A 21825-nucleotide genomic window follows, 5' to 3' on the forward strand; every position below is an offset into this window, starting at 1 on the left:
ATGTAACTGACTTGAAATTGAGCGTGTTATCCTTATTTCCCTTCTTTGGCACAGCGATTGGATAATCTAGGGAAAACTATCACGGCGAATTTTCAATAACACATATAATGGAAGTCAGGACACCTAACTCAACAAGCACGAGCAACAACGGTTTTTCCGGAGGATCATCAATGGACAAAATTAAACCAAAGAAATTCTGGACTACCCAGCGCATCGGTATCATTGCCGGGAGCACATTGCTGGTCGCTTTTCTGGTTTACCAGTTTTTCTTCGCAGACAAGCGGAGCAAGCTGAATGTAGAACAGGACAAGCTTACTGTATCAACCGTAAAAACCGGGCGTTTCGACGAGTTTATCGTGGTAACCGGTGTGGTTCAACCACTCAAAACCATTCAGCTGGATGCAATTGTGGGCGGATATGTTACCGAGAAGCTGATCGAAGGCGGTAACATGGTCAAGCAGGGAGATATCTTGTTGAGATTGGAAAATCAAAACCTGAAACTGAGCTTCCTGCAATCTGAAACGGAGGCAAGCCGACTGGTTAACGATCTTCAAAATACGCGTCAGAGCTTGAAAATTGCGCGGTTTAATCTTCAAAAGACATTAAGTGACCTGGATTTCCAATTGGACCAGGCCAAAGATGCGCATGACCGGAATGTCAAATTATATAAGGATAAGGTAATCCCGGAGGCTGATTTTCTCAAAACAAAAAGAGAGTATGAGAAGCTGGTGCGTCAGCGCGAGATTGAGATAGAATCGCAGAAATACCAGGAGGAAAATGCGCGGATGACGATTAATCAGCTGGAAGGTACCCTTGCAAATACACAGAAAAACGTGAGCCTGTGGCGCCAGACATTGGATAACCTGGTTGTGAAAGCGCCGGTGTCGGGTTTGCTTTCTTCCATGAACGTTGAAGTGGGTTCCAACATCAACCAGGGCCAGAATATTGGTCAGATTGATGATTTGAATGGATTTAAAATGCGCGTCAGTGTGGATGAGCATTACATTTCCCGGATTTTCGCCGGGTTGCAGGGCTCGATGGAGTTCAATGGGAAAGATTATGGTTTGAAGATCATTAAAATCTATCCTGAGGTACTCAGCGGCCGGTTTGAGGTGGATATGCAATTTGATAAAGGAGCGCCAGAGCTGATCAAGAGAGGCCAGTCGGCACCGATACGCCTGCAACTGGGCCAGCCTTCGCAAGCGACATTGCTGCCGGTAGGAGGGTTCTTCTCTGAAACAGGAGGTAACTGGGTATATGTAGTAGGCGAAGACGGCAAAAGAGCAGCCAAACGCAGCATCACCCTGGGCCGCAAAAACCCTGAGTATTTCGAAGTGCTGGAAGGATTAAAACCAGGCGAAAAAGTAATCACAAGTTCCTACGAGAACTTCGGGGATAATGAGGTGTTGGAATTTTAAAGGATACTTCGGCCGTCGGCTTTCGGCGGTCGGCCTTTTTGGGACTCTATTAGTAAATAATCAAATTAACAACAACCCTGGCCGACAGCCGACTGCTGAAAGCCTATAGCCAAGAAACCAATGATCAAAATCACCAACCTGCACAAGGTCTTCTCTACAGAGGAAGTTGAAACTACTGCGCTTAATGGCATTGACATGGATGTGAAAGATGGCGAATTTGTCGCTATCATGGGTCCGTCCGGATGTGGAAAATCCACTTTGCTGAACATCCTGGGTTTGCTTGACAACCCGAGCGAAGGCTCTTACGAGTTCTACGGCACGGAAGTAGCAAAAATGTCAGAACGTCAGCGTGCGCAGATCCGCAAGGGGAATATCGGTTTCGTATTCCAGAGCTTCAACCTGATCGACGAACTGACAGTTTATGAAAACGTGGAGCTTCCATTGCTGTACCTCAAAACACCTCCTGCCGAGCGCAAGGAAAAAGTAGAGGCCGCACTGACCCGCATGAACATGATGCACCGCCGTAACCACTTCCCGCAACAGCTTTCGGGAGGTCAGCAGCAGCGTACTGCCATCGCCCGCGCCGTGGTAGCAACACCCAAGACCATACTTGCCGATGAGCCGACAGGTAACCTCGACTCCAAGAACGGGGAAGAAGTAATGAACCTGCTCAGCCAGCTGAATGCATCGGGAACCACGATTTTAATGGTAACCCACTCGCCTTACGACGCAGGTTTCGCCCACCGGATCGTGAATTTGTTTGACGGCAAAATCGTGACGGAGAAGGTGCATGTATAGGCTGTCAGCTTTCGGCTATCAGCCTTGTTTTACTGATTTTAAGTAGAATTGCTGATAACCACTTTTTCAACTGCCGACTGCCGACTGCCGACTGCCGACTGCCGACTGCCGACTGCCGACTGCCGACTGCCGACCGCCGACCGCCGAGCGCCAATAAATATTTAGCCAAATTTACCTCATGAAAAAAATCCTGACCATTTTGCTGGCTTGTTCCGGCACATTTGCTCTGGCCCAGAAAAAGTGCCATTTGAGCAGAAGTATTGACGATGACGGCAAGACAATGTCGATCCGGGTAACCGGTACAATTGATGGTCGGGAAATCAACTTTTCACGCTCTTTTGACGTGGCCGAATTGAGCCGCGATGAGCGGATGGAGTTGCGCGAGGAAGTATTGGAATCTATTGGGAGCGGAAAGGTGGATGTTCCTGAACCCCCAAAGCCTCCGATGGCACCTGCTCCTGTAGTCGCCCTGACGCCGGAAGAGCCTGTTATTTATTCATCCGCTAGTCCGGAACCTGAATTCTCGCGCTCACGCGATCCACACAGAAAGGCTTTTGACGGACTTGAATCGACGGGATACCGGAAGCATGTAAAGTACAATCCGCAAACCGGCGAGCTGTTTTTGCAATATCATTTCAAGAAAAACGAGGAAGAGTTCGTCTTTGAGAAAACCGTGAATGCGGAGGATAAATCAGAGTCGGAACGCCAGCGTATTATCGACAACTTCGAACGCGAAATCGAATTACCTGGCAAGGGAGTGGACATGTAAACCGCCAAGATTATGCTTCAAAATTACCTTAAAATAGCCTGGCGGAATCTCCAAAAGCATAAGTTTTATTCATTCCTGAACATTTTCGGGCTCTCGCTCGGTCTGGCCAGTTGCCTGCTGATCACATTGTACGTGATTGATGAGCTGAGCTACGATAAGTCATTTGATGCTGCCGACCGGATTTACAGGGTAAATTCGGATATCCGCTTTGGTGGTGCAGATATGACGCTGGCCGTCGCACCGGATCCGCTTGCATTTACATTGCTCAAAGATTATCCGCAGCTGGAATCAGTGGCGAGGCTGCGGGACGACGGAAGCTTTCTTGTACGCCGGAAAAACGCAACGGAAAGTTTGAAAGAGGATGTTGTATGTTATGCTGATTCCACCTTTTTTGACGTATTCTCAATCCCTCTCGTCGCAGGAGATCGTAAACGTGTGCTCAGGGAGCCTTTAACAATGGTGATCTCCGAGCGCGTTGCGAAGAAGTACTTCGGCTCGCAGAATCCTATCGGGCAAATTTTGGTGCTTGATAACAATCTTACCTATACCGTAACCGGGGTGATGAAAAACATTCCGGAACATTCGCATTTGTCAGCGCTGAATGTACTGATGGCTATGAGTGCTTATCCGGAGAGCAGGGAAGATAAATGGGGTAGTCACAACTTTGTGACTTATCTCAAATTGCGGGAAGGGGTGGAAGCGGCGCAGTTCGAAAAGAATTTCGATACCATTCTTGAAAAATATACGAGCAGCTGGTTAAAGCAGGTCATGGGCGCTACGCTGGGCGAAATGCGGAAGTCAGGAAGTAGTATCAAATACAGCCTCATGCCGCTAACGGACATTCACCTGCGCTCGGATCGCAAAGCCGAAATCAGTGCGAATGGTAATATTCAGTATGTGTACATTTTTGGAGTAGTTGCAATTTTCCTTCTTGCTATCGCGTGCGTCAACTTTATGAACCTGGCAACGGCACGTTCGTCAAACCGGGCTAAGGAAGTAGGCGTGAGAAAAGCGCTCGGCTCGAAGCGTTCATTTTTGATGAGCCAGTTCTTGACAGAGGCTATTTTACTCAGCCTTTTATCCCTGGTACTGGCACTGGTTCTTGCATACGCCGCATTGCCATTTTTCAATAATCTGGCCAATAAGCATATCAGTTTTCCATTCGAGAGCTTACTATTCTGGATTTTGGCTGTTTCAACGGCAGTAGCAGTAGGAGTATTGGCGGGAAGTTACCCGGCTTTTTTCCTGTCCGCATTTACACCTTTGAAAGTGCTGCGGGGCGCAATTGACCAGAACGGCAAGGGAGGCTATCTCCGCAATGCGCTGGTAGTATTCCAATTTGTAGTATCGGTGATGCTGATTATCGGTACGGGCGTTATTTACAACCAGCTGAACTACATCCAGACCAAAAAACTCGGTTACGATAAGGAGCAGGTCCTTATTATCAAAAATACATATGCACTTGACAAAAAAGCCCGTGCATTCAAGGAAGAAGTGGCTCAGCTGCCGAATATTCAAAGCGCCACACTCACCAGCTTTTTACCAACTCCCTCGGCCCGTACCGACAACACCTTCTTTCCAGAGGGCGAGATGCAGCAGGAAAAAGGGATCAGCATGCAGCGCTGGACAGTTGATCACGATTATATCAAAACACTTGACCTGAAAATGAAATCAGGCCGTGCTTTTCAGCGGGATTTCCCAAGCGATTCTTCCGGTATCATTATCAATGAAGCAGCTGCCAAGATTCTCGGCTATGCAGATCCGGTAGGGAAGCGGATATACGATTTGGTACTGGACTCGGCAGGGACGCGGCGGACGTATACTGTATTGGGTGTAGTAAAAGATTTCCATTACGAATCGCTGCGGAAAAACATCGGCGCGCTAAGTATGATCCTGGCGCCAAGTAACGGGCTTGTAGTTGTAAGACTCAAAGCAGCCAACTATACACAGACTGTCGACCGGATTGAAGCACTATGGAAGCAAATGGCTCCCGGACAACCCTTCAACTATGGTTTCATGGATGAGGATTTTGATCAGGAATACCGCAGCGAGCAGCGTGTGGGCCAGATTTTTATCACCTTTGCGGTAATCTCCATTATCATAGGTTGCCTGGGTTTATTTGGTTTGTCTGCCTATACTGCCGAAAGAAGGACGAAAGAAATTGGCGTTCGCAAGGTACTAGGCGCAAGCGTGCCGAATATCATTGCTCTTTTATCCAAAGACTTCCTGAAACTGGTACTCCTATCCATCCTGATCGGAAGTCCGGTTGCCTGGTACGCAATGAACAGCTGGCTGAAAGATTTCGCTTACCATATCGACATATCCTGGTGGATGTTCGCCGCCGCAGGCGCATTAGCCATCATAATCGCATTATTGACAGTAAGTTTCCAATCTATAAAAGCCGCATTGATGAACCCGGTGAGGTCGTTGAAATCGGAATAGAAGAGGAGGAAAGGGAAGAAAGGGAAGAAGGGGAAGAAGGGGAGGAAGGGGGCATTGTCAGTCTGAGCGGAGTCGAAGACAGTGCACCATGTCTTCGACTCCGCTCAGACTGACAATACAAGTAAAAATTTTTCATCCTCCCTTTCCTCCATCCTCCCTTTCCTCCACCCAACCACTAACAATCCCCAAATCCCATGCTAAAAAACTACCTGAAAATCGCCTGGCGGAACTTGTGGAAGAACAAGACTTTCAGCCTGATCAATATTCTCGGACTGGCGCTGGGAATGGGTTGCAGCCTTTTGATTATGTTATGGGTTCAGGATGAAGTGAAAATGGACCGCTTCCATGCGAATGACGAGCGCCTATTTTCAGTCATGGAAAACCAGTTTTACTCCGGTACTATCAGCACCTTCGCAGCCACGCCCGGCGTGCTTGCAGAAGCGATCGTAAAGGATATTCCCGAAATTGAAATGGCGAGCCAGGTACTCTGGGAAGAAGAGCCCGTGATGATGGTGAAAGATGTTTTTGATAATGAAAAAGGAAGATATGTGCAGGGTGATTTCCTGAATATGTTCTCTTTTGAACTAGCGCAGGGCGACAAGTCGACTGCATTGAAACGACCAGATGGTGTTGTAATTTCCAAAAAGCTGGCCGACAAATATTTCAAAGGGCAGGACCCGATGGGCAAGACCATTCGGGTAGATAACAAGGATGATGTAATTGTAACGGGTGTCTTAAAGGGAATTCCCGCCTATGCTTCGATGAAGTTCGACTTCCTGATGAGCTACGATCGCTGGCTGAAACAAAATAAATGGGCAAAAGAATGGGGCAATAACGGTCCCCGCTGCGTGGTGTTGCTCGCCAAGAATGCAGATCCCGAGCGGGTAAGTGCCAAGATCAAAGGATATATCAAAACCAAAAACAAGGATAGTAACGTAGAGCTGTTCCTGGTTAATTATGGCAAATCATATCTGTATTCTAATTGGGAATCGGGCAAGCAAAATGGCGGCAGGATCGAGTATGTGCGGATGTTCACGATCGTGGCGATTTTCATTCTTGTAATTGCCTGTATCAATTTCATGAACCTTGCTACCGCGCGCTCGGTAAAACGGGCCAAAGAAGTAGGTCTCCGGAAAGTAGTTGGCGCTTACCGCACGAGCCTGGTGGGGCAGTTTATGGGTGAATCTATCCTGATCACTTTTCTCTCGCTGCTATTCGCATTGCTGATCGTACTGCTGCTGATCCCGTCCTTTAACAACCTGACCGAAAAGAAACTTACACTTGATTTCCTGAATCCGTTCCTGTGGGTGCTCCTTTTTGCGCTGACGATCATTACAGGCATTGTTGCAGGTAGTTACCCTGCCATTTTTATGTCTTCTCTCAATCCGGTTACCATTCTCAAAGGCGCATTGAAGTTTAAGCCGAGCGCTACTTATTTCCGTCAGGGACTGGTAGTGTTTCAGTTTGGCCTTTCCATTCTCCTGATCCTCGCGATGATCGTGATCTACCGGCAAATTGAATATATACAAACGAAAAACCTTGGTTTTGCAAGGGAAAACCTGTTGTATATACCTGATATAGAGAAAGGAATGGAGAAGAATTTCACTTCATTCAAGCAGGCGCTGGAAAACGAGCCCGGGATCAAATCAGTTACAAATGCACAGTCGAGCCTGCTGGATATCGGAAGTTCGACCATGGGTGTATCGTGGCCGGGCAAAGACACGACGCAGCAGCTGCTCTTCAGTGTAGATCCTGCGGGTTATGATTTTGTAAAAACAATGGGCATTCAGTTGCTCGGTGGCCGCGATTTCAGCCGTGACTATGGTACCGATTCACTCAATTACCTGATCAACGAGGCGGCAGCGGCGAAAATGGGTTATAAGGATCCGGTTGGAAAAGAACTGACGATGTGGGGGAAAAAGGGGGTAATCATTGGTCTGATGAAAAACTTCCATATGGGCTCACTCCACGTTCCCATTGAACCGCTGATTGTGAATTTGCAGCCTGCCAAAGCTGTCTGGGGAGTCGCATTGATCCGCACGGAAGCGGGACAAACCGACCTGGCAATCCGCAACATTGAAAAACTATTTAAAAGATATAACCCAGGGTTGCCATTTAAATACCAGTTTGCCGACGAGGAGTTCGGTAATCAGTACAAAGCTGAAAACGTAGTCAGCAAGCTCTCCAACTACTTTGCATTCCTGGCCATTTTCATTTCCTGTCTGGGTTTATTCGGATTGGCTGCATTTACTGCCGAGCAGCGCACGAAGGAGATCGGAGTGCGTAAGGTGCTGGGAGCGAGTGTCAGTAATCTGGTCGGAATGCTGTCCGCCGATTTTATCAAACTTGTAGGGATAGCCGCATTGATCGCGTTCCCGATCGCTTGGTATTTCATGCAATCCTGGCTGGAAAAGTACGCCTACCGCATTGATTTAGAATGGTGGTACTTCCTGGTCGCAGGGATCGCAGCATTAATCATAGCACTGTTAACAGTCAGTTTTCAAGCCATCAAAGCCGCGTTAATGAACCCGGTGAAGTCGTTGAAGAGTGAATAATGATGGGGGGCTGTCGGCAGTCGGCAGTCGGCTTTGCTGTCGGCAATTGTTAGAGATTTTATAAAATAGATTTAGATAACTAGTTATAAAAAGGCTGAGATATCAGAGCCGAAAGCCGACGGCCGATAGCCGAGAGCCACTAAACTTCCCACTATGCTCAAAAATCAACTCAAAATCGCGTTCCGGAATCTGTATAGTTCCAGGCTGTTTACTTCACTTAATATCATCGGACTTACCGGTGGAATGGTGGCGGGTGTTTTTATTTTGTTGTGGGTCCAGAATGAGCTGAGCTTTGACAGCTACCATAAAAAGTCGGACAGGATCAGCCGCATTATCACACACCTGACGCTGAGCAAGGAAGAAACCTGGCATTGGGCTACCACGCCGCTGCCGCTGGCCGAGCAGATCAAAACACTTCCCGAAATTGAAATGGTGACCCGCGAAAACTATGTCGGGAACCTGCCGATCAGGGTAGGGGAGCGGAAGATCAGCGGACAAAATGCAGCTTACGTCGATACCAACTGGTTTGAGGTTTTTGATTACGAATTCATAGCAGGCTCACCGGCTACATTCAAATCGGCTGTAAGGAATATTGCCATGACCGAGGCAAAAGCCGAAGAGCTTTTCGGACAGACGGACGTAGTAGGCAAAACAGTCCGCATTGACTCGCTTGATTATGCAGTTGCGGCGGTTTACAAGAATAATCCCGCCAATTCGAGTTTGCAGCTCGATTATATGCTCCCGATGTCTGCCTATCTGGCTGATGACGCGGTACTCAAAAACAGCAATAACTGGAACAACTTCAACTTTCAGACATTCATTGTCCTGAAAAACAAGCCAGACCTCAAAAAGCTCAGCAAGAAGCTGACGGGTATTATTTCTCTTGCAAAAAGAGACGATAGCGGAAAGCCTTCCACGAACACTGCACTGGAAGCAGAAATGCTGACTGATGTTCATTTTAACAATGAAATCCAGCACGCAAATACTACCAATGGCGACCGCAGGACGATTTACATTTTCTTTGGGCTGGGTGTTGTAATTATCCTGGTGGCGTGCATTAACTATGTGAACCTTACCACCGCACGCGCCAGTGTGAGGTCCAAGGAAGTTGGCGTGAAGAAGTTGCTGGGAGCAAGGCACGCGCACCTTTTTGGCCAGTTTATGACGGAGTCGGTGGTTACCTGCGTGACAGCCTTGCTCTTGTCTGTGCTGTTTATTTATCTGCTGCTCCCCGTTTTTAATTCAGTTACGTCGAAAACATTCACGCTTTCTTTTACCAATCCGGCAATCTGGATGATTTTGCTGGGTACCACCTTGCTGGCCATTGTTCTGACAGGCGTTTATCCTTCCATTTTGCTTTCATCATTCAAGCCTTTCGACACGCTCCGTGGTACCAATGTACTTGGGTCAAGCAGTACAGCTTTCCGCAAAGGATTGGTGGTAGTACAGTTTACAGTCGCCATTGTTTTTCTGATCGCGATGCTGATTGTGAGGCAGCAAATGGATTTTATCCGGAACAAAGAGCTCGGCTACGACCGTGCGCATACGTTTTCATTCAGTCTGCCGTGGGGCATGAAATCCAAAGTTGATGCGGAAACTGTCAAGGCAAAGCTGCTAGGCGAGTCCAGCATTGCTGACGTGACAATCGCCAGCCAGAGCATTGTGCAGATCAATAGCAGCACGTCGGGTTCTTATGACTGGGACGGCCGCCCGAAAGATTTTTCTCCTACTGTAGCACAGATTGTGGTGGAGGAGAATTTCCAAAAGATGTTCGGCCTGAAAATGGCGGAAGGCCGCTGGTTTGAGGCGAACCGCGTAACGGATCAGGGGAATGTCATATTAAATGAGACCGCTGTTAAGAAATTCAATTTCAAAGAACCTGTTATCGGCAAGCGATTCGACTTCCAAGGTAACAAAGGAGTGATCATTGGAATAGTAAAGGATTTTCACTTCAAAAGTCTACGCGACAAGATTGAGCCGCTGGTGCTTTTCAAAAGCAAAGGCTGGCAATCTGCCCTTTACGTGAAAGCTCATCCCGGCAAAGATGCCGAGGCAATCAGGGCGGCAAACCGGATCTGGGACGAATTTGTACCGGATTATGCAATGAAATACACTTTTTTGGATGAATCTTACGATATGCTTTACAAGAATGAGCAGCGTACTGCAACGCTTTTCAACACATTTACAATCACTGCACTGCTAATTTCCTGCCTGGGATTATTCGGTCTGGCCACATTTACAGCAGAGCGGCGCATTAAAGAGATAGGTATCAGAAAAGTGCTTGGTGCGTCGGTTGCCTCATTGGTTTCTTTGTTATCGGCAGACTTTGTCGTGCTGGTATTACTGTCCGTCGCGGTCGCCTCGCCAATCGGGTACTACGCCATGGACAAATGGTTGCAGGGATTTCAATACCGCATTGAGATCAGCTGGATTGTATTTGCCGTGGCGGGAGCTGCATCAATCATCATTGCATTGCTGACGATCAGCTACCAGAGTGTGAGGGCCGCATTGATGAATCCGGTAAAAAGTTTACGCAGTGAATAGGGAATAAGAAAAAACAGGAGGGCTCTCCATTCTTTTTTTTGTTTGAAAACGTTAAATCAATGCTTAGAAATTATTTCAAGATCGCGTTCCGCACGCTTTGGAAAAACCGGCTTTTTACTGGGATAAACTTGCTGGGACTATCCCTTGGGCTCGCCAGTGTAGGTGTGCTGATCCTGTTTGTTCAGCGCGGGATCACTTTCGATACTTTTCACGAAAACACCGATCAGATCTACCTGGTACAAACCGAAACCCGCGACGGCAGGTACAATCAAACTGTACATCCGATTCTGGGTCAGCTGGTGAAAACATATCCTGAAATAGAGGACGGGACGCATTTTCAGGGTTGGTACGATTTGTGGATCGGCTACAAGGGAAAAGATGCGCAGGGCGATACCAAGTTTGTGGATCCGGGCTTTCTCAGCATTTTTACTTTCAAACTTAAATACGGAAATCCTCAAACGGCTTTGAAAGACCGGCAGTCTATCGTGATCAGTCAGCAAATTTCTGAGTCGCTTTTTGGTAATAAAAATCCTGTCGGCGAGACAGTTTCAGTAAACGATACGCTTAATTTCAAGGTAACAGGTGTTTTGGAAAAAATACCTGAAAATTCGTCGCTGCAATTTGATGTACTCGCGCCCATCGCTTTCCTGGAAGCTGACAAGAGCTTTGCAAGCAATGCAGATTGGTACAATACCTTCTCAAACGTATACCTGAAATTGCGGAAGGATGCCGATGTCGCCAAATTTCAGAAGCAAATGCCCGCTTTTGCAAAAGCACATTTCGGCACTGCAGATGCTGACCGGGGCGTGCATATCGCTCCATTGAAGGAATATATTCACACAGAAAATCCGGGCTTCAAATGGATGATCTATGGCGCAATCCTGATAGCAGGCTTCATTTTGCTCATTATCAGCATTAATCTGCTGAACCTGAATACTTCCATCGCTTTTACACGCGCCAAAGAAGTGGCTGTGCGGAAGGTAACCGGGTCGACATTGAAACAGATCCTGTTCCAGTTCTGGACTGAGTCGGGAATCGTGCTGATTGCCTCGCTGCTACTTTCCATTGTATTTGCAGTAACCTACCTGGTGCCCGAATTCAATGAATTCAGACAAGGTAGAATGCAGCTGGTACTCAGCTGGGAACGCGATTATGTGACGCTTGTTGTACTTGCGGCCGTTATCAGCCTTATCGCTGTAATTGCGGGCACCTATCCCGCGCTTTATCTGAACAAGCTGGACCTGAGGGATACCATCAAAGGAAAACTGTCCAACAAGGCTGGCGGCCGGGGCTGGACCCGCAGTACGCTGATCGTCGTGCAGTTTGTGATTGCATTTGCACTGGCCATCGGCGCGATTACTGTAAGAAAGCAGGTAAGCTTTATGCGGCAGGCCAAGCCCGGGTATGAGCACAGCAATGTGGTAGTAGTCTCCACGGACCTGCAATTCAAAAATGAAAAAGCGGCCAGAAGTCAGTTTAAGTCAATTCTCGACGGTCTTAATCAGGATTCGCGGGTGCAAAGCTTTGTGACTTCAAGTGTAGTACCGACCAAATACTGGGGTAACTACAACATGTACCTGCCAGAAAAGGAGACCAGCAAGGAAGTGCGGTTCAGGCATTTGGGTTCTGGCGCACGCTATGCCGAGACGTACGGGATACAAATCGTCGAAGGCCGGGAGTTTTCGGATGAGATTGACAAGGATGGTAAAAATAATCCGGTTATTATCAATGAGTCGGCGATGAAGGCGCTGGGCTGGAAGACGGCGGTGGGCAAGCGCCTGCGCCAGAAAAATAACACAGAGGTTTATACGGTAGTGGGCGTGATGAAAGACTTCCATTACCAGGAGCTGAAAGACAAGATTGAGCCGCTGCTGCATTGGTACGGAGGCCCGGCTGGCATAAATAATTACCTGAGCATCAGGCTTCATGACATTGGTCAGGCAAAGAAGGTACTGTCGGCGGTGGAGGCCAAAATGAAACAGATTCCCGCGCGCAAGCCGTTTTCTGCATTTTACGCCTCTGATGCGTTGAGCAGTCAGTACAATCACATGGACGGGATCTGGAAGATGGTCAATTTTGTCAGTTTGTTGTCGATTATCATTGCATTTGCAGGCGTTTTTGGTCTGATCACACTGGCGGCCAATCAGCGTACCAAAGAGGTGGGTATCCGCAAAGTACTGGGTTCCGGCGTTTGGGAAATTGTTTATTTGCTTTCAAAAGACTTCCTGCTCCTGGTGGTAATCGCCGTGATCATCGGTTCGCCGCTGGCTTACCTGTTTGAGAAAAACTATCTTCAAACATTCGAATACCACATTAGCATTGACTGGTACATTTACGGATTGGTAGGGCTATTCGCGTTGCTGTTAACCATGCTCACGGTCGGCTTTCAAAGTGTCAATGCAGCATTGACAAATCCGGTGAAGAGTTTGAGGAGTGAATAGAGGGGGAATTGGAGTTTAGATTATGTATGATTAAATTGAAGTAGTTAATAGAAAAAGCGGAAATGATGGAAGCTAAAACAATTGACTCGGAGATTTTACTTTACCTTCCTTTATTGGAAGATGAAGAGAAAAAATCTTTATTGAGCGTAATTAAGTCCTTTCTGAATCTTAAAAAGGAGCATAGCCGGGATTTTGAAAACTCCCTGGAAGAATATAACATGGAACTTGATGACGCACTTAAACGCATTGACAGTGGTTCCTTTATAACGCATGAAGACGTGGAAAAGCATTCCGCTAAATGATCGAGCGGTTCTACAGGGCATTTGAGATTAACAAAATACGCATTTCATACTATATAGACGAAGCAGCAAAAGCAGTAAAGATCATCCGCGTAAGAAGTACACATCAAAAGCCGTTTTCTTATTAGAAGTCAAAGTCTCGAATTTATGATCGACTTTGAGAAGTGAGTTGGCGGAGTTTATATCTGACATTAAGTACTTTTTTTAATTAAAATAAATGAGGCTGGGATGTATTTAGAGAGGATTACATTTGACCCCAAAATCATGGGCGGGAAGCCTTGTATCAGGGGAATGAGGGTAACTGTTGGTACAATTGTTAATCTGGTTGCATCAGGAAGCAGCTTTGCAGAGATACTGCATTTTTACCCATATCTTGAAGAAGAAGATATCAAAGAAGCATTAAGTTACGCCGCCTGGCGTTCTGAGGAAATGGAACTCCCTTTTCAGGTTGCATGAAGGTTCTCATCGATATGAACTTGTCGCCAACCTGGGTTGCATTCTTTGCTTCCAATGACATCGAGTCAGTGCATTGGTCATCTATTGGGAAAGCGACTGACCAGGATGTAACTATTTTTGAGTATGCGAGAGAGCACGACTACATGGTTTTTACGAATGATCTCGATTTTGGATCTATCCTCGCAGCGACAAATGCAAACTTTCCCAGTGTCTTTCAAATCAGAAGTCAAAGCTTATTGCCGGACGTAATCGGTTCCACTGTACTGACGTGTATGGAGCAATATAAATCGTACCTCGTGGAGGGAAGTCTTGTCACGCTCCTTGATCAGAAATCGAAAGTCAGAATTCTGCCTTTAAGGCCTTGACAGCCAAAGTCCAATACCGAACAAAAGTGTCCGAAAGCGGACACTTTTTTAGTTTAAAACTGGACTTATCGCATTGTGAATCAATATGTTGTAGTGTGTTTAATTGCTTTGGTATAATAATTCACTAACGGATAACAGAAGTTTGCAAATCTTCCAATATCCGTTAGCCATGATTAGAAATTATCTGAAAATCGCGTGGAGAAATGTGCTTAAAAGTAAGCTGTTCTCTTCCATTAATGTATTTGGGCTGTCCGTCGGCATGACTTGCTGCATGCTCCTGTTGCTGTATATACTCAGTGAAGTTGCTTTTGACAAACACCACAGGAATGCGGGTGATTTGTATCTTCTCAGGAGCGAGAATGTGCAGGCAAATGGTGAGAAAATGGATAATCCGCGCGCGCCTTCGCTTTACGCACAGGCTGTAAAATCCGAATTTCCGGAAGTAGTAGAGGTAACCCGCCTTTGGCAGAACTTTCTGGAAGACAAAACACTCCTTAAAATTGAGGAAGCCGGCAAAACAGTCCGGTCTTTTTACGAAACAAAAGGTACGCACGTAGATCCGGCATTCTTCGATATGTTCTCTTATGAATTTACCGAAGGCGATCCGCACACCGCGTTAAAAGACCCGCATTCCATTGTGCTTTCCGAGGAAGTAGCTGCAAAGCTGTTCGGCAATGGACCGTTTTTAAACAAGAACATCAGAGTAGGAGGTCGCACGGGGAATAATGAGGTTTTCAGGGTTACCGGGGTCTATAAAGACGAAAGCCGCAGGTCACACATCGACGCGCGCTACTTTTTGTCGCTGCAGGCAGGTTGGGTAGGAGATTACCTGCGGGAGTCGAAGCAGGATTTTACGAATAACAACATGTTTTACACTTACCTGCAACTGAAACCAGGGACAAGCGCAGAGAAGTTTGGACAAAAGCTGCCTTCCTTCATAGACAAATACGCAAGAGCGGATTTGAAGCTCGCCGGCTTTGAGAAAAAGCTGCATTTGCTTGCTGTGCCCGATATTCACCTTTTCAATGTTATTGATAAAATTGTAACTCCCACTACCAGCACTACGTATCTTTACATTCTGGGCTGCATTGCACTATTTACGCTCCTGATCGCCTGCATCAACTTCATGAACCTTGCTACTGCACGCTCAGCCAAACGCGCTGCCGAGGTAGGGATGCGGAAAGTAATGGGCGCGGGAAAAGCTGGGTTGGTAGGTCAGTTCCTGGGCGAATCGATGGTGCTCACTTTTCTGGCGCTGATCATCGCTGTGCTGGCTGTGGCGCTTTGTCTTCCGTTCTTCAACCAGCTGGCCGATAAAACCTTGTACATCAGTGACCTGCTCAGGCCTGAGATTATCCTCGCATTCATCGCCCTGGCATTGATCACCGGACTACTCGCAGGCAGTTATCCTGCTTTTTTCCTTTCGCTCTTCAATCCACTGGATGTTATCAAAGGCAAATTCGTGAATTCTGTATCTGCTACCGCTTTGCGTCGCGGACTGGTGGTATTTCAGTTTGTAATTTCCATTGGTCTGGTAGTTGGCACGATCGTCATTCAGCGGCAGATCAAGTTCATGCGGGAACAGCCTCTTGGCTTTAATAAAGACCAGCAGATTGTAATCGCATTCAGAAGTGAGGATTCCCGCAAAGTGTATACAGCGTTGAGAAACGAGCTGCTGCAAAACAGCCAGATCAGCGCGGCAGCGGGTACCTCTTATTATCCTGGTATCCTCAATCCAAGCGATATGAAGGTGTATCTGCCTGGTCAAAGCGCGGCGACTGACAATACCGTTAAAACAAACTGGGTTGCACCGGAATTTATTGAAACAATGGGCTTCATTCCGCTTGCAGGAAGGATGTTCTCAAAGGAATTCCCGAGTGATACTAACATGAAAATGGTCGTAAACGAGGCTACGCTGCGGAAGTTCGGAGTTCCGTTGGAAAAGGCGGTTGGTCAGAAACTGTTTTTCGACGACCGGTTTGGCGGGAATGTACCTGTTCCGATCGAGATCATCGGTGTAGTGAAAGACTTCCATTTCGCGGATATGCACCAGGTGATCGAACCTTACGCGTTTTTTCTGCAAAGCAATACTTACTTCAATTATCTCATTGCACACGTCAATACGAATGAGGTGACCACCGTGCTGCCGTTTGTGGAATCCAAATGGAAAGAGCTGGTGCCGGACGAACCTTTCAGTTTCAGTTTTGTCAATGAAGATTTCCAGCGCAATTATGCCGCCGACGCGCGCACAGGGCGCATTGTAAATTCTTTCACGATCATTTCCATTCTGATATCCTGCCTCGGATTGTTCGGGCTGGCGGCATTCGCGGCGCAGCAACGGATCAAGGAGATTGGCGTCAGAAAGGTACTCGGCGCCTCGGTAACAAGCATTGTAGCGTTGCTTTCGGGTGATTTTATCAAACTGATCCTTGTCTCGATCGTAATCGCCACGCCATTGACCTGGTACCTGATGGACAAATGGCTCGAAGACTTCGCTTACCGGATCGATATCAAATGGTGGATGTTCCTGGTTGCAGGTATCATGTCTATTGTGATCGCATTGCTGACAGTAAGTACCCAGGCGATCAAAGCAGCAATTACAAATCCAGTGAAATCTCTTAAAAGTGAATAGGGGAGAGGATGGAGGAAAGGGAGGAAGGACGAAGGAAGCGTTTTTCTTTTTCCTCCATCCTCTTCAAAACCAATAACGCTATGTTCGAAAACTACGTCAAAATCGCAATGCGGAACCTTTGGAAGAGCAAAGGTTATGCGCTTATTAATGTTACCGGGCTTTCTGTTGCTTTTTGTATCAGTGCTTTTTTGTTCCTCACAGCCTACTTCGCGCTGTCGTTCGACGATTTCCACAAGGATAAGGAGCGCATTTATCAAACTTATTTTTTCTCGAATGAGGCGGAGAAAGCGCGTAAGTCCGGCTCAATGCCGCTGCCGCTTACACCAGCGCTGAAAGCGGAGTTCCCCGAAGTGGAAGCCGCCGCGCGCATTCTGAATGGAAGCGATGTGGTGCAGTATAACGGGAGGTACTTCGATAAGCAGATCAAGTTTACAGATGCAGATTTCTTCAAGATCTTCACCTTCCCGCTGATGCAAGGCAGCCCGGCAAGCGCATTGAGCAACCTGAGTAATATCGTTATCACCGAGGATATGGCGAAGGATGTTTTCGGGAAGGAAGATCCCATCGGAAAGCAGTTGGAGGTAGGGCTCGACGGAAGCAAGAAGCAGTATATCGTTTCAGGTGTTTTTAAAGATTTTCCGGAAAATTCGACGATCAAGTTTGATGCATTTGTCAGGATTGAGAATGCAGGTGGTTACCAGCAACAAAAAGATCAATGGGACGCGCATTCACATCCTGTTTTCGTGAAACTCAAACCCAATGTTGATCAGGTTGCTTTTGAAAAAAGGCTGCGTTCGTTAACCCCCAAATATTTCAGCGACAACATTACAAGTTTGAAAAAACAAGGAGCCAAGCCGGACGAAAGAGGCGATCTCTTTGCATTGCGGCTCACCAAATTGGAGGATGTACATTTCGATTCTTCACTGGCGGGCAGCTCGCCCATTGCATTGATTTATGCATTGATGGCAATTGGGGTTTTCATTCTGCTGATTGCCTCTTTTAACTTCATCAATCTGAACGTAGCGAGGTCTTTCATCCGTGCGCGGGAAGTAGGCGTAAGAAAGTCGCTGGGCGCATTAAAACAACAGCTTTTCCTGCAAATCTGGGCGGAAGCGGGTATCATTTGCTTTTTCGGATTTCTGGTTGGTATCGCACTTACCGTACTGCTCCTGCCTTCTTTCAATGCAACTTTCCAGTCCAAACTAAGTCTCGGCTACATTTTCGAGCCTGATAAGCTGGCGCTGATCATCGGGCTGTTTGTATTTGTTGCATTGCTTGCAGGAGGCTATCCCGCCTGGCAAATGTCGCGGTTCAATGCAGTAGAGGTTTTGAAAGGCAAAGTATCTTTGAAAAAACCAGGTATACTACGCAATTCACTCATTGTTGCCCAATTTACCCTGTCAAGCCTGCTGATCTGCTGTACCATCATCGCCGTGCAACAGGTTAATCACTTACGCACAGAGCCGCTCGGGTTCAAAAAAGAAGAAGTGATCAGTATTCCGGTGGGTAGCAAGGTGGACGGGCAGGTAGCATTGCGCCGCCTGCGAAATTTGCTGAAAGATGATCCCAATGTACTGAGCATGACCGGCAGCGGAGTTAACCTCGGTATCGGGCTCGACAGAAGCACTTCCCGCAGCGTAATCGGTTTTACTTTCAAGGAAAGGGAAGTCTCGACCGACTGGCTGCAGATCGATTACGATTATCTCAAAACATTGAATATAAAGCTGCTCGCAGGTCGCGAGTTCGATCCGGCTTACCCGACAGATTCGCTGGACCGCGTTATTATCACCGAAAGTATGGCCAAGATGATCGGAGAGAAAGATCCGATCGGTAAGTTTTTCCAGACAGATACAGCCGGTGTAAAGTATCAGATCATCGGACTTGTTTCTGATTTCAACCTTTATTCTTCCAAAAACGAGAAGAAGCCGATTACCATGCATATTTCACCTTCGGGCGGCATCAGCTACATATTTGTGAAGGTCGCGCCGAATAGCTTAAGAACCGCAATGGATAAATTGAAAGCGTCGTGGAAGGAAATCTCTCCTGAATCGGATTTCAATGCTTCGTTTGTGGATGAAAATACAAATGCCTGGTACAAAGAAGAAGAACGTATGTCGCAAGTGTTCAGCCTGGCTTCGGTGGTGGCGATTATCCTGTCCTGCCTTGGCCTGTTTGCTGTGGCGCTGATTGTAATTGAGCAACGTACAAAGGAGATCGGGGTACGGAAGGTGCTCGGGGCGAGCATTGCCAGTCTTGTTCTGGTACTGTCCAAAGACTTTGTCAAGCTCGTGCTGGTAGCAATTCTGATCGCAACTCCGCTGGCGTGGTTTGCAATGCAGGCGTGGCTGGACAATTACCCTTACCGGATCAGCATCAATCCATTGATCTTCATTTTTGTAGGTCTGGCAGCAGTGATCGTCGCAGTAGCAACGGTGAGTTTCCAAAGTATCAAAGCAGCATTAATGAACCCTGTTAAATCATTGAAATCGGAATGATGGAGGAAGGAGGAAAGGGAGGAAGGAGGAAGGACAAAGCCTCCCTCGTCCCTCCTCCCTTTAATTCCCTTTCTTCCCCTTCCTCCCTTTCCTTCATCCCAAAACAGCCATGATAAAAAACTATGTAATTACTTCACTGCGCAACCTGCGCCGCAACTGGAATTTTACGGTTATCAACATTGTCGGGCTCACACTCGGGCTTGCTTGTTGTGTGCTGATCTTTTTTACGGTCCGGTTTGAGTTGAGCTATGACAAGCACCACAAGAATGCAGATCGCGTGTTTCGTATCCTGAACCACAGCATTGCCGACGGAGACAAGGGATTTAATACAGGTATGCCAATGCCGGCAATCGGTGCGCTCGGAAACGATTTTCCAGAGCTAAAAAAGCAGATTACCTGTACTTATGCATTGCGCAGTGCATTGATCACGATTGGAACGGGCGCAGAAAAGAAGAAATTTTCAGATCCCGGAAATACGGTTGCATTCATCGGTCCTGAGTATTTCAACCTGTTGGATTATAAGTGGCTGAAAGGTTCTCCCAAAACCTCACTGCAAAATCCCGGCTCGGTTGTTCTTGCCAACTCGGAAGCTAAAAAGTTCTTCGGCAATGCAGACCCGATGGGGAAAACAATCCTGGTTGAAAACCACCGAAGCTTTACTGTAACAGGTATTATTGCAGATCCGCCTGTGACAACCAACTTCCCGTTCAAAACCATGCTTTCCTTTGCTTCTCTGAAAGACTATGGGGCATTTACGAACTGGGATGACTGGATTTCGAGCTATGGCGGCGGACAGATCTATCTGCTTTTGCCGGACCATATCAGCAAAGAGCAGTTTGAAAAACAACTTGATGCTTTCAGCAAGAAGTACCGTGACCCGGAAGCAGCTAAAAAGTCCAGATTTGTGCTTCAACCACTGAATGAGATCCATTTTGCAACCAAAATCGGCAACTACTCCAACCGCACGATCAGCAAAGGAATGATCTGGGCAATGTCGCTCGTGGGCATATTTATCCTGATTACTGCCTGTGTCAACTTCGTCAATCTGGCAACTGCGCAGGCATTGCGGCGGTCTCGTGAGGTAGGTGTGCGTAAAGTGCTGGGCAGTACGAGAGGCCAGCTTTTGCGTCAATATTTCTCTGAAACAGGGCTGATCACCACATTGTCTGTTTTACTGGCACTGCTTTCTGCCCAGCTGGTTTTACCCTATATCTCGGATATCCTGGACATCAATGCAGAAGGTGCGCTGTTCTTTGCCGATCCCAGCATTCTGCTGTTCTGCCTGGTTCTGACTGTAATTGTTACATTACTGGCGGGATTTTATCCGGCGCTGGTGGTATCCGGCTACCAGCCGATCCTTGCATTGAAGGGGAAAGTATCCAAAGGCGGGAAAGGACAATCTAATCTCCGCCGGGGATTGATCGTGCTGCAATTTGCCATATCGCAGGTTATCCTGATTGGCACTCTGATCGCGAACAGTCAGATGAACTACTTCCGTAATCTGGACCTTGGTTTTAGCAAAGACGAAATCCTCACGATCGGCATTCCTGATGTGGACGCGGGGAAAGTCAATGCAATGCGATCAAAGCTGGCTGAAATGCCGGGTGTAAAATCATATAGTTTCAGCGCATTTACACCTATGTCGCGAAGCAACTGGCAAACCGGTTTTACCTACGAAAACGATCCTGAGCCGCTTGACTTTGGGGTCGTGATGCGGCCGGCGGATACGGCATACTTCAACACTTACAACCTCAAAATGGTAGCTGGCAGAATGTACCAGCCTTCGGATACGATCAGAGAGTATGTGGTGAATGAAGCTTTCGCAGAAAAACTGGGTTTCAAAAATCCTCAGGATATACTTGGAAAACGGTTGACGATAGGTGGAAGCGAGTTCAAGCTGCCTATCGTGGGTGTTGTTAAAAACTTCAATACGTTTAGTCTGCACCGTGAAATCATTCCCTGCGTAGTTACTGCAATGGGCGGGTACAGAACATTAAGTGTGAAGCTGGACAAAAGCGCAGGCCCGCAGCAGATTGACAAGATCAAGGCGGAATGGACAGCATTGTATCCCGATTATCTGTTCTCGTACTCGTTTTTTGACGAAACACTCAATAGTTTTTACGACAAAGAAAACAAGCTGTTCCAGCTATTCAGGATACTCTCGGGGATTGCGATTTTCATTGGCTGTATGGGACTTTACGGCGTAGTGGCTTTCATGGCTGAATCCCGTACCAAAGAAATGGGGATCAGGAAGGCAGTAGGTGCCTCGGCCTTGAACATATTCGGACTTTTTTCCATGGATTTCATCAAGCTCGTGATTGTGGCATTGGTCATCGCTTCTCCGATCGCCTGGTATTTCATGAATGACTGGTTGCAGGATTTTACCTACAAAATCAGTATCAGCTGGTGGATTTACGCGGTCGCCGGGCTTAGCGCCGTAGTACTTGCATTGATTACGATCAGCTTCCAGAGTGTCAAGGCTGCATTGACTAACCCGGTTACCGCATTAAGAAGTGAATAATTTTCTGGATTGGCCTGCTGCATGCAACTTTCAAAGCAAAGTAAGTATCTGTTGTGCAGCAGGGCCCATCCATTTATCCAACTAAACCCT

General features: G+C 47.2%; 13 protein-coding genes. All 13 read left to right on the forward strand.

The features are described from left to right. Nucleotides 1-170: 170 nt before the first annotated feature. The 13 genes from AC1XTG_RS16775 to AC1XTG_RS16835 all read left to right on the forward strand — a co-directional run bounded on the left by AC1XTG_RS16775 (nt 171) and on the right by AC1XTG_RS16835 (nt 21735). The gene (locus AC1XTG_RS16775; protein WP_484842877.1) at nt 171-1418 is read left to right on the forward strand and encodes an efflux RND transporter periplasmic adaptor subunit; all 1248 of its coding nucleotides are present in this window, start codon (nt 171-173) and stop codon (nt 1416-1418) included. A gap of 120 nt (nt 1419-1538) precedes the next feature. Beyond that, the gene (locus tag AC1XTG_RS16780) at nt 1539-2216 is read left to right on the forward strand and encodes an ABC transporter ATP-binding protein (RefSeq protein ID WP_031525984.1); all 678 of its coding nucleotides are present in this window, start codon (nt 1539-1541) and stop codon (nt 2214-2216) included. A 178-nt stretch (nt 2217-2394) separates the two neighbouring features. Further along, complete coding sequence (locus AC1XTG_RS16785; protein WP_484842725.1) at nt 2395-2985, forward strand: hypothetical protein; 591 nt, start codon at nt 2395-2397, stop codon at nt 2983-2985. 12 nt (nt 2986-2997) lie between these two features. Then, entirely contained in the window at nt 2998-5427 is a 2430-nt protein-coding gene (locus tag AC1XTG_RS16790; protein WP_484842726.1) for an ABC transporter permease, read from the forward strand. Nucleotides 5428-5621: 194 nt separating this feature from the next. Next, nucleotides 5622-7982 carry an ABC transporter permease gene (locus tag AC1XTG_RS16795; protein ID WP_484842727.1) on the forward strand — a complete coding sequence of 787 codons (2361 nt, stop codon included), beginning with the start codon at nt 5622-5624 and terminating at the stop codon, nt 7980-7982. Nucleotides 7983-8135: 153 nt separating this feature from the next. Then, nucleotides 8136-10526, forward strand: coding sequence for an ABC transporter permease (locus AC1XTG_RS16800; RefSeq protein ID WP_484842728.1), 2391 nt, complete (start codon nt 8136-8138; stop codon nt 10524-10526). A gap of 59 nt (nt 10527-10585) precedes the next feature. Next, nucleotides 10586-12967 (forward strand): ABC transporter permease, encoded by a 2382-nt coding sequence (locus AC1XTG_RS16805; protein WP_484842729.1) that lies wholly within the window; start codon nt 10586-10588, stop codon nt 12965-12967. 62 nt (nt 12968-13029) lie between these two features. Next, entirely contained in the window at nt 13030-13269 is a 240-nt protein-coding gene (locus tag AC1XTG_RS16810) for a hypothetical protein (RefSeq protein ID WP_229238560.1), read from the forward strand. 225 nt (nt 13270-13494) lie between these two features. Continuing rightward, the gene (locus AC1XTG_RS16815) at nt 13495-13722 is read left to right on the forward strand and encodes a DUF433 domain-containing protein (RefSeq protein WP_484842730.1); all 228 of its coding nucleotides are present in this window, start codon (nt 13495-13497) and stop codon (nt 13720-13722) included. Beyond that, nucleotides 13719-14087 (forward strand): DUF5615 family PIN-like protein, encoded by a 369-nt coding sequence (locus tag AC1XTG_RS16820; RefSeq protein WP_484842731.1) that lies wholly within the window; start codon nt 13719-13721, stop codon nt 14085-14087. Before AC1XTG_RS16815 ends, AC1XTG_RS16820 begins: the two co-directional genes overlap by 4 nt. 169 nt (nt 14088-14256) lie before the next feature. Further along, nucleotides 14257-16719: an ABC transporter permease gene (locus tag AC1XTG_RS16825; protein WP_484842732.1), complete on the forward strand. Its 2463-nt coding sequence runs from the start codon at nt 14257-14259 to the stop codon at nt 16717-16719. Between the two features lie 80 nt (nt 16720-16799). Beyond that, nucleotides 16800-19214 (forward strand): ABC transporter permease, encoded by a 2415-nt coding sequence (locus AC1XTG_RS16830; RefSeq protein WP_056281122.1) that lies wholly within the window; start codon nt 16800-16802, stop codon nt 19212-19214. 109 nt (nt 19215-19323) lie between these two features. Beyond that, nucleotides 19324-21735, forward strand: a complete 2412-nt coding sequence (locus AC1XTG_RS16835; RefSeq protein WP_484842733.1) for an ABC transporter permease — start codon at nt 19324-19326, stop codon at nt 21733-21735. The last annotated feature ends 90 nt before the right edge of the window (nt 21736-21825 follow it).

Source organism: Dyadobacter sp. HNCC25DJ183 (assembly GCF_056895175.1).

What these genes read in the sequence shown, in the direction of transcription:
- AC1XTG_RS16775 (WP_484842877.1), top strand. Translation starts at nt 171, where the DNA reads ATGGACAAAATTAAACCAAAGAAATTCTGGACTACCCAGCGCATCGGT.
- AC1XTG_RS16790 (WP_484842726.1), top strand. Translation starts at nt 2,998, where the DNA reads ATGCTTCAAAATTACCTTAAAATAGCCTGGCGGAATCTCCAAAAGCAT.
- AC1XTG_RS16795 (WP_484842727.1), top strand. Translation starts at nt 5,622, where the DNA reads ATGCTAAAAAACTACCTGAAAATCGCCTGGCGGAACTTGTGGAAGAAC.
- AC1XTG_RS16800 (WP_484842728.1), top strand. Translation starts at nt 8,136, where the DNA reads ATGCTCAAAAATCAACTCAAAATCGCGTTCCGGAATCTGTATAGTTCC.
- AC1XTG_RS16830 (WP_056281122.1), top strand. Translation starts at nt 16,800, where the DNA reads ATGTTCGAAAACTACGTCAAAATCGCAATGCGGAACCTTTGGAAGAGC.
- AC1XTG_RS16785 (WP_484842725.1), top strand. Translation starts at nt 2,395, where the DNA reads ATGAAAAAAATCCTGACCATTTTGCTGGCTTGTTCCGGCACATTTGCT.
- AC1XTG_RS16815 (WP_484842730.1), top strand. Translation starts at nt 13,495, where the DNA reads ATGTATTTAGAGAGGATTACATTTGACCCCAAAATCATGGGCGGGAAG.
- AC1XTG_RS16825 (WP_484842732.1), top strand. Translation starts at nt 14,257, where the DNA reads ATGATTAGAAATTATCTGAAAATCGCGTGGAGAAATGTGCTTAAAAGT.
- AC1XTG_RS16810 (WP_229238560.1), top strand. Translation starts at nt 13,030, where the DNA reads ATGATGGAAGCTAAAACAATTGACTCGGAGATTTTACTTTACCTTCCT.
- AC1XTG_RS16780 (WP_031525984.1), top strand. Translation starts at nt 1,539, where the DNA reads ATGATCAAAATCACCAACCTGCACAAGGTCTTCTCTACAGAGGAAGTT.
- AC1XTG_RS16835 (WP_484842733.1), top strand. Translation starts at nt 19,324, where the DNA reads ATGATAAAAAACTATGTAATTACTTCACTGCGCAACCTGCGCCGCAAC.
- AC1XTG_RS16820 (WP_484842731.1), top strand. Translation starts at nt 13,719, where the DNA reads ATGAAGGTTCTCATCGATATGAACTTGTCGCCAACCTGGGTTGCATTC.
- AC1XTG_RS16805 (WP_484842729.1), top strand. Translation starts at nt 10,586, where the DNA reads ATGCTTAGAAATTATTTCAAGATCGCGTTCCGCACGCTTTGGAAAAAC.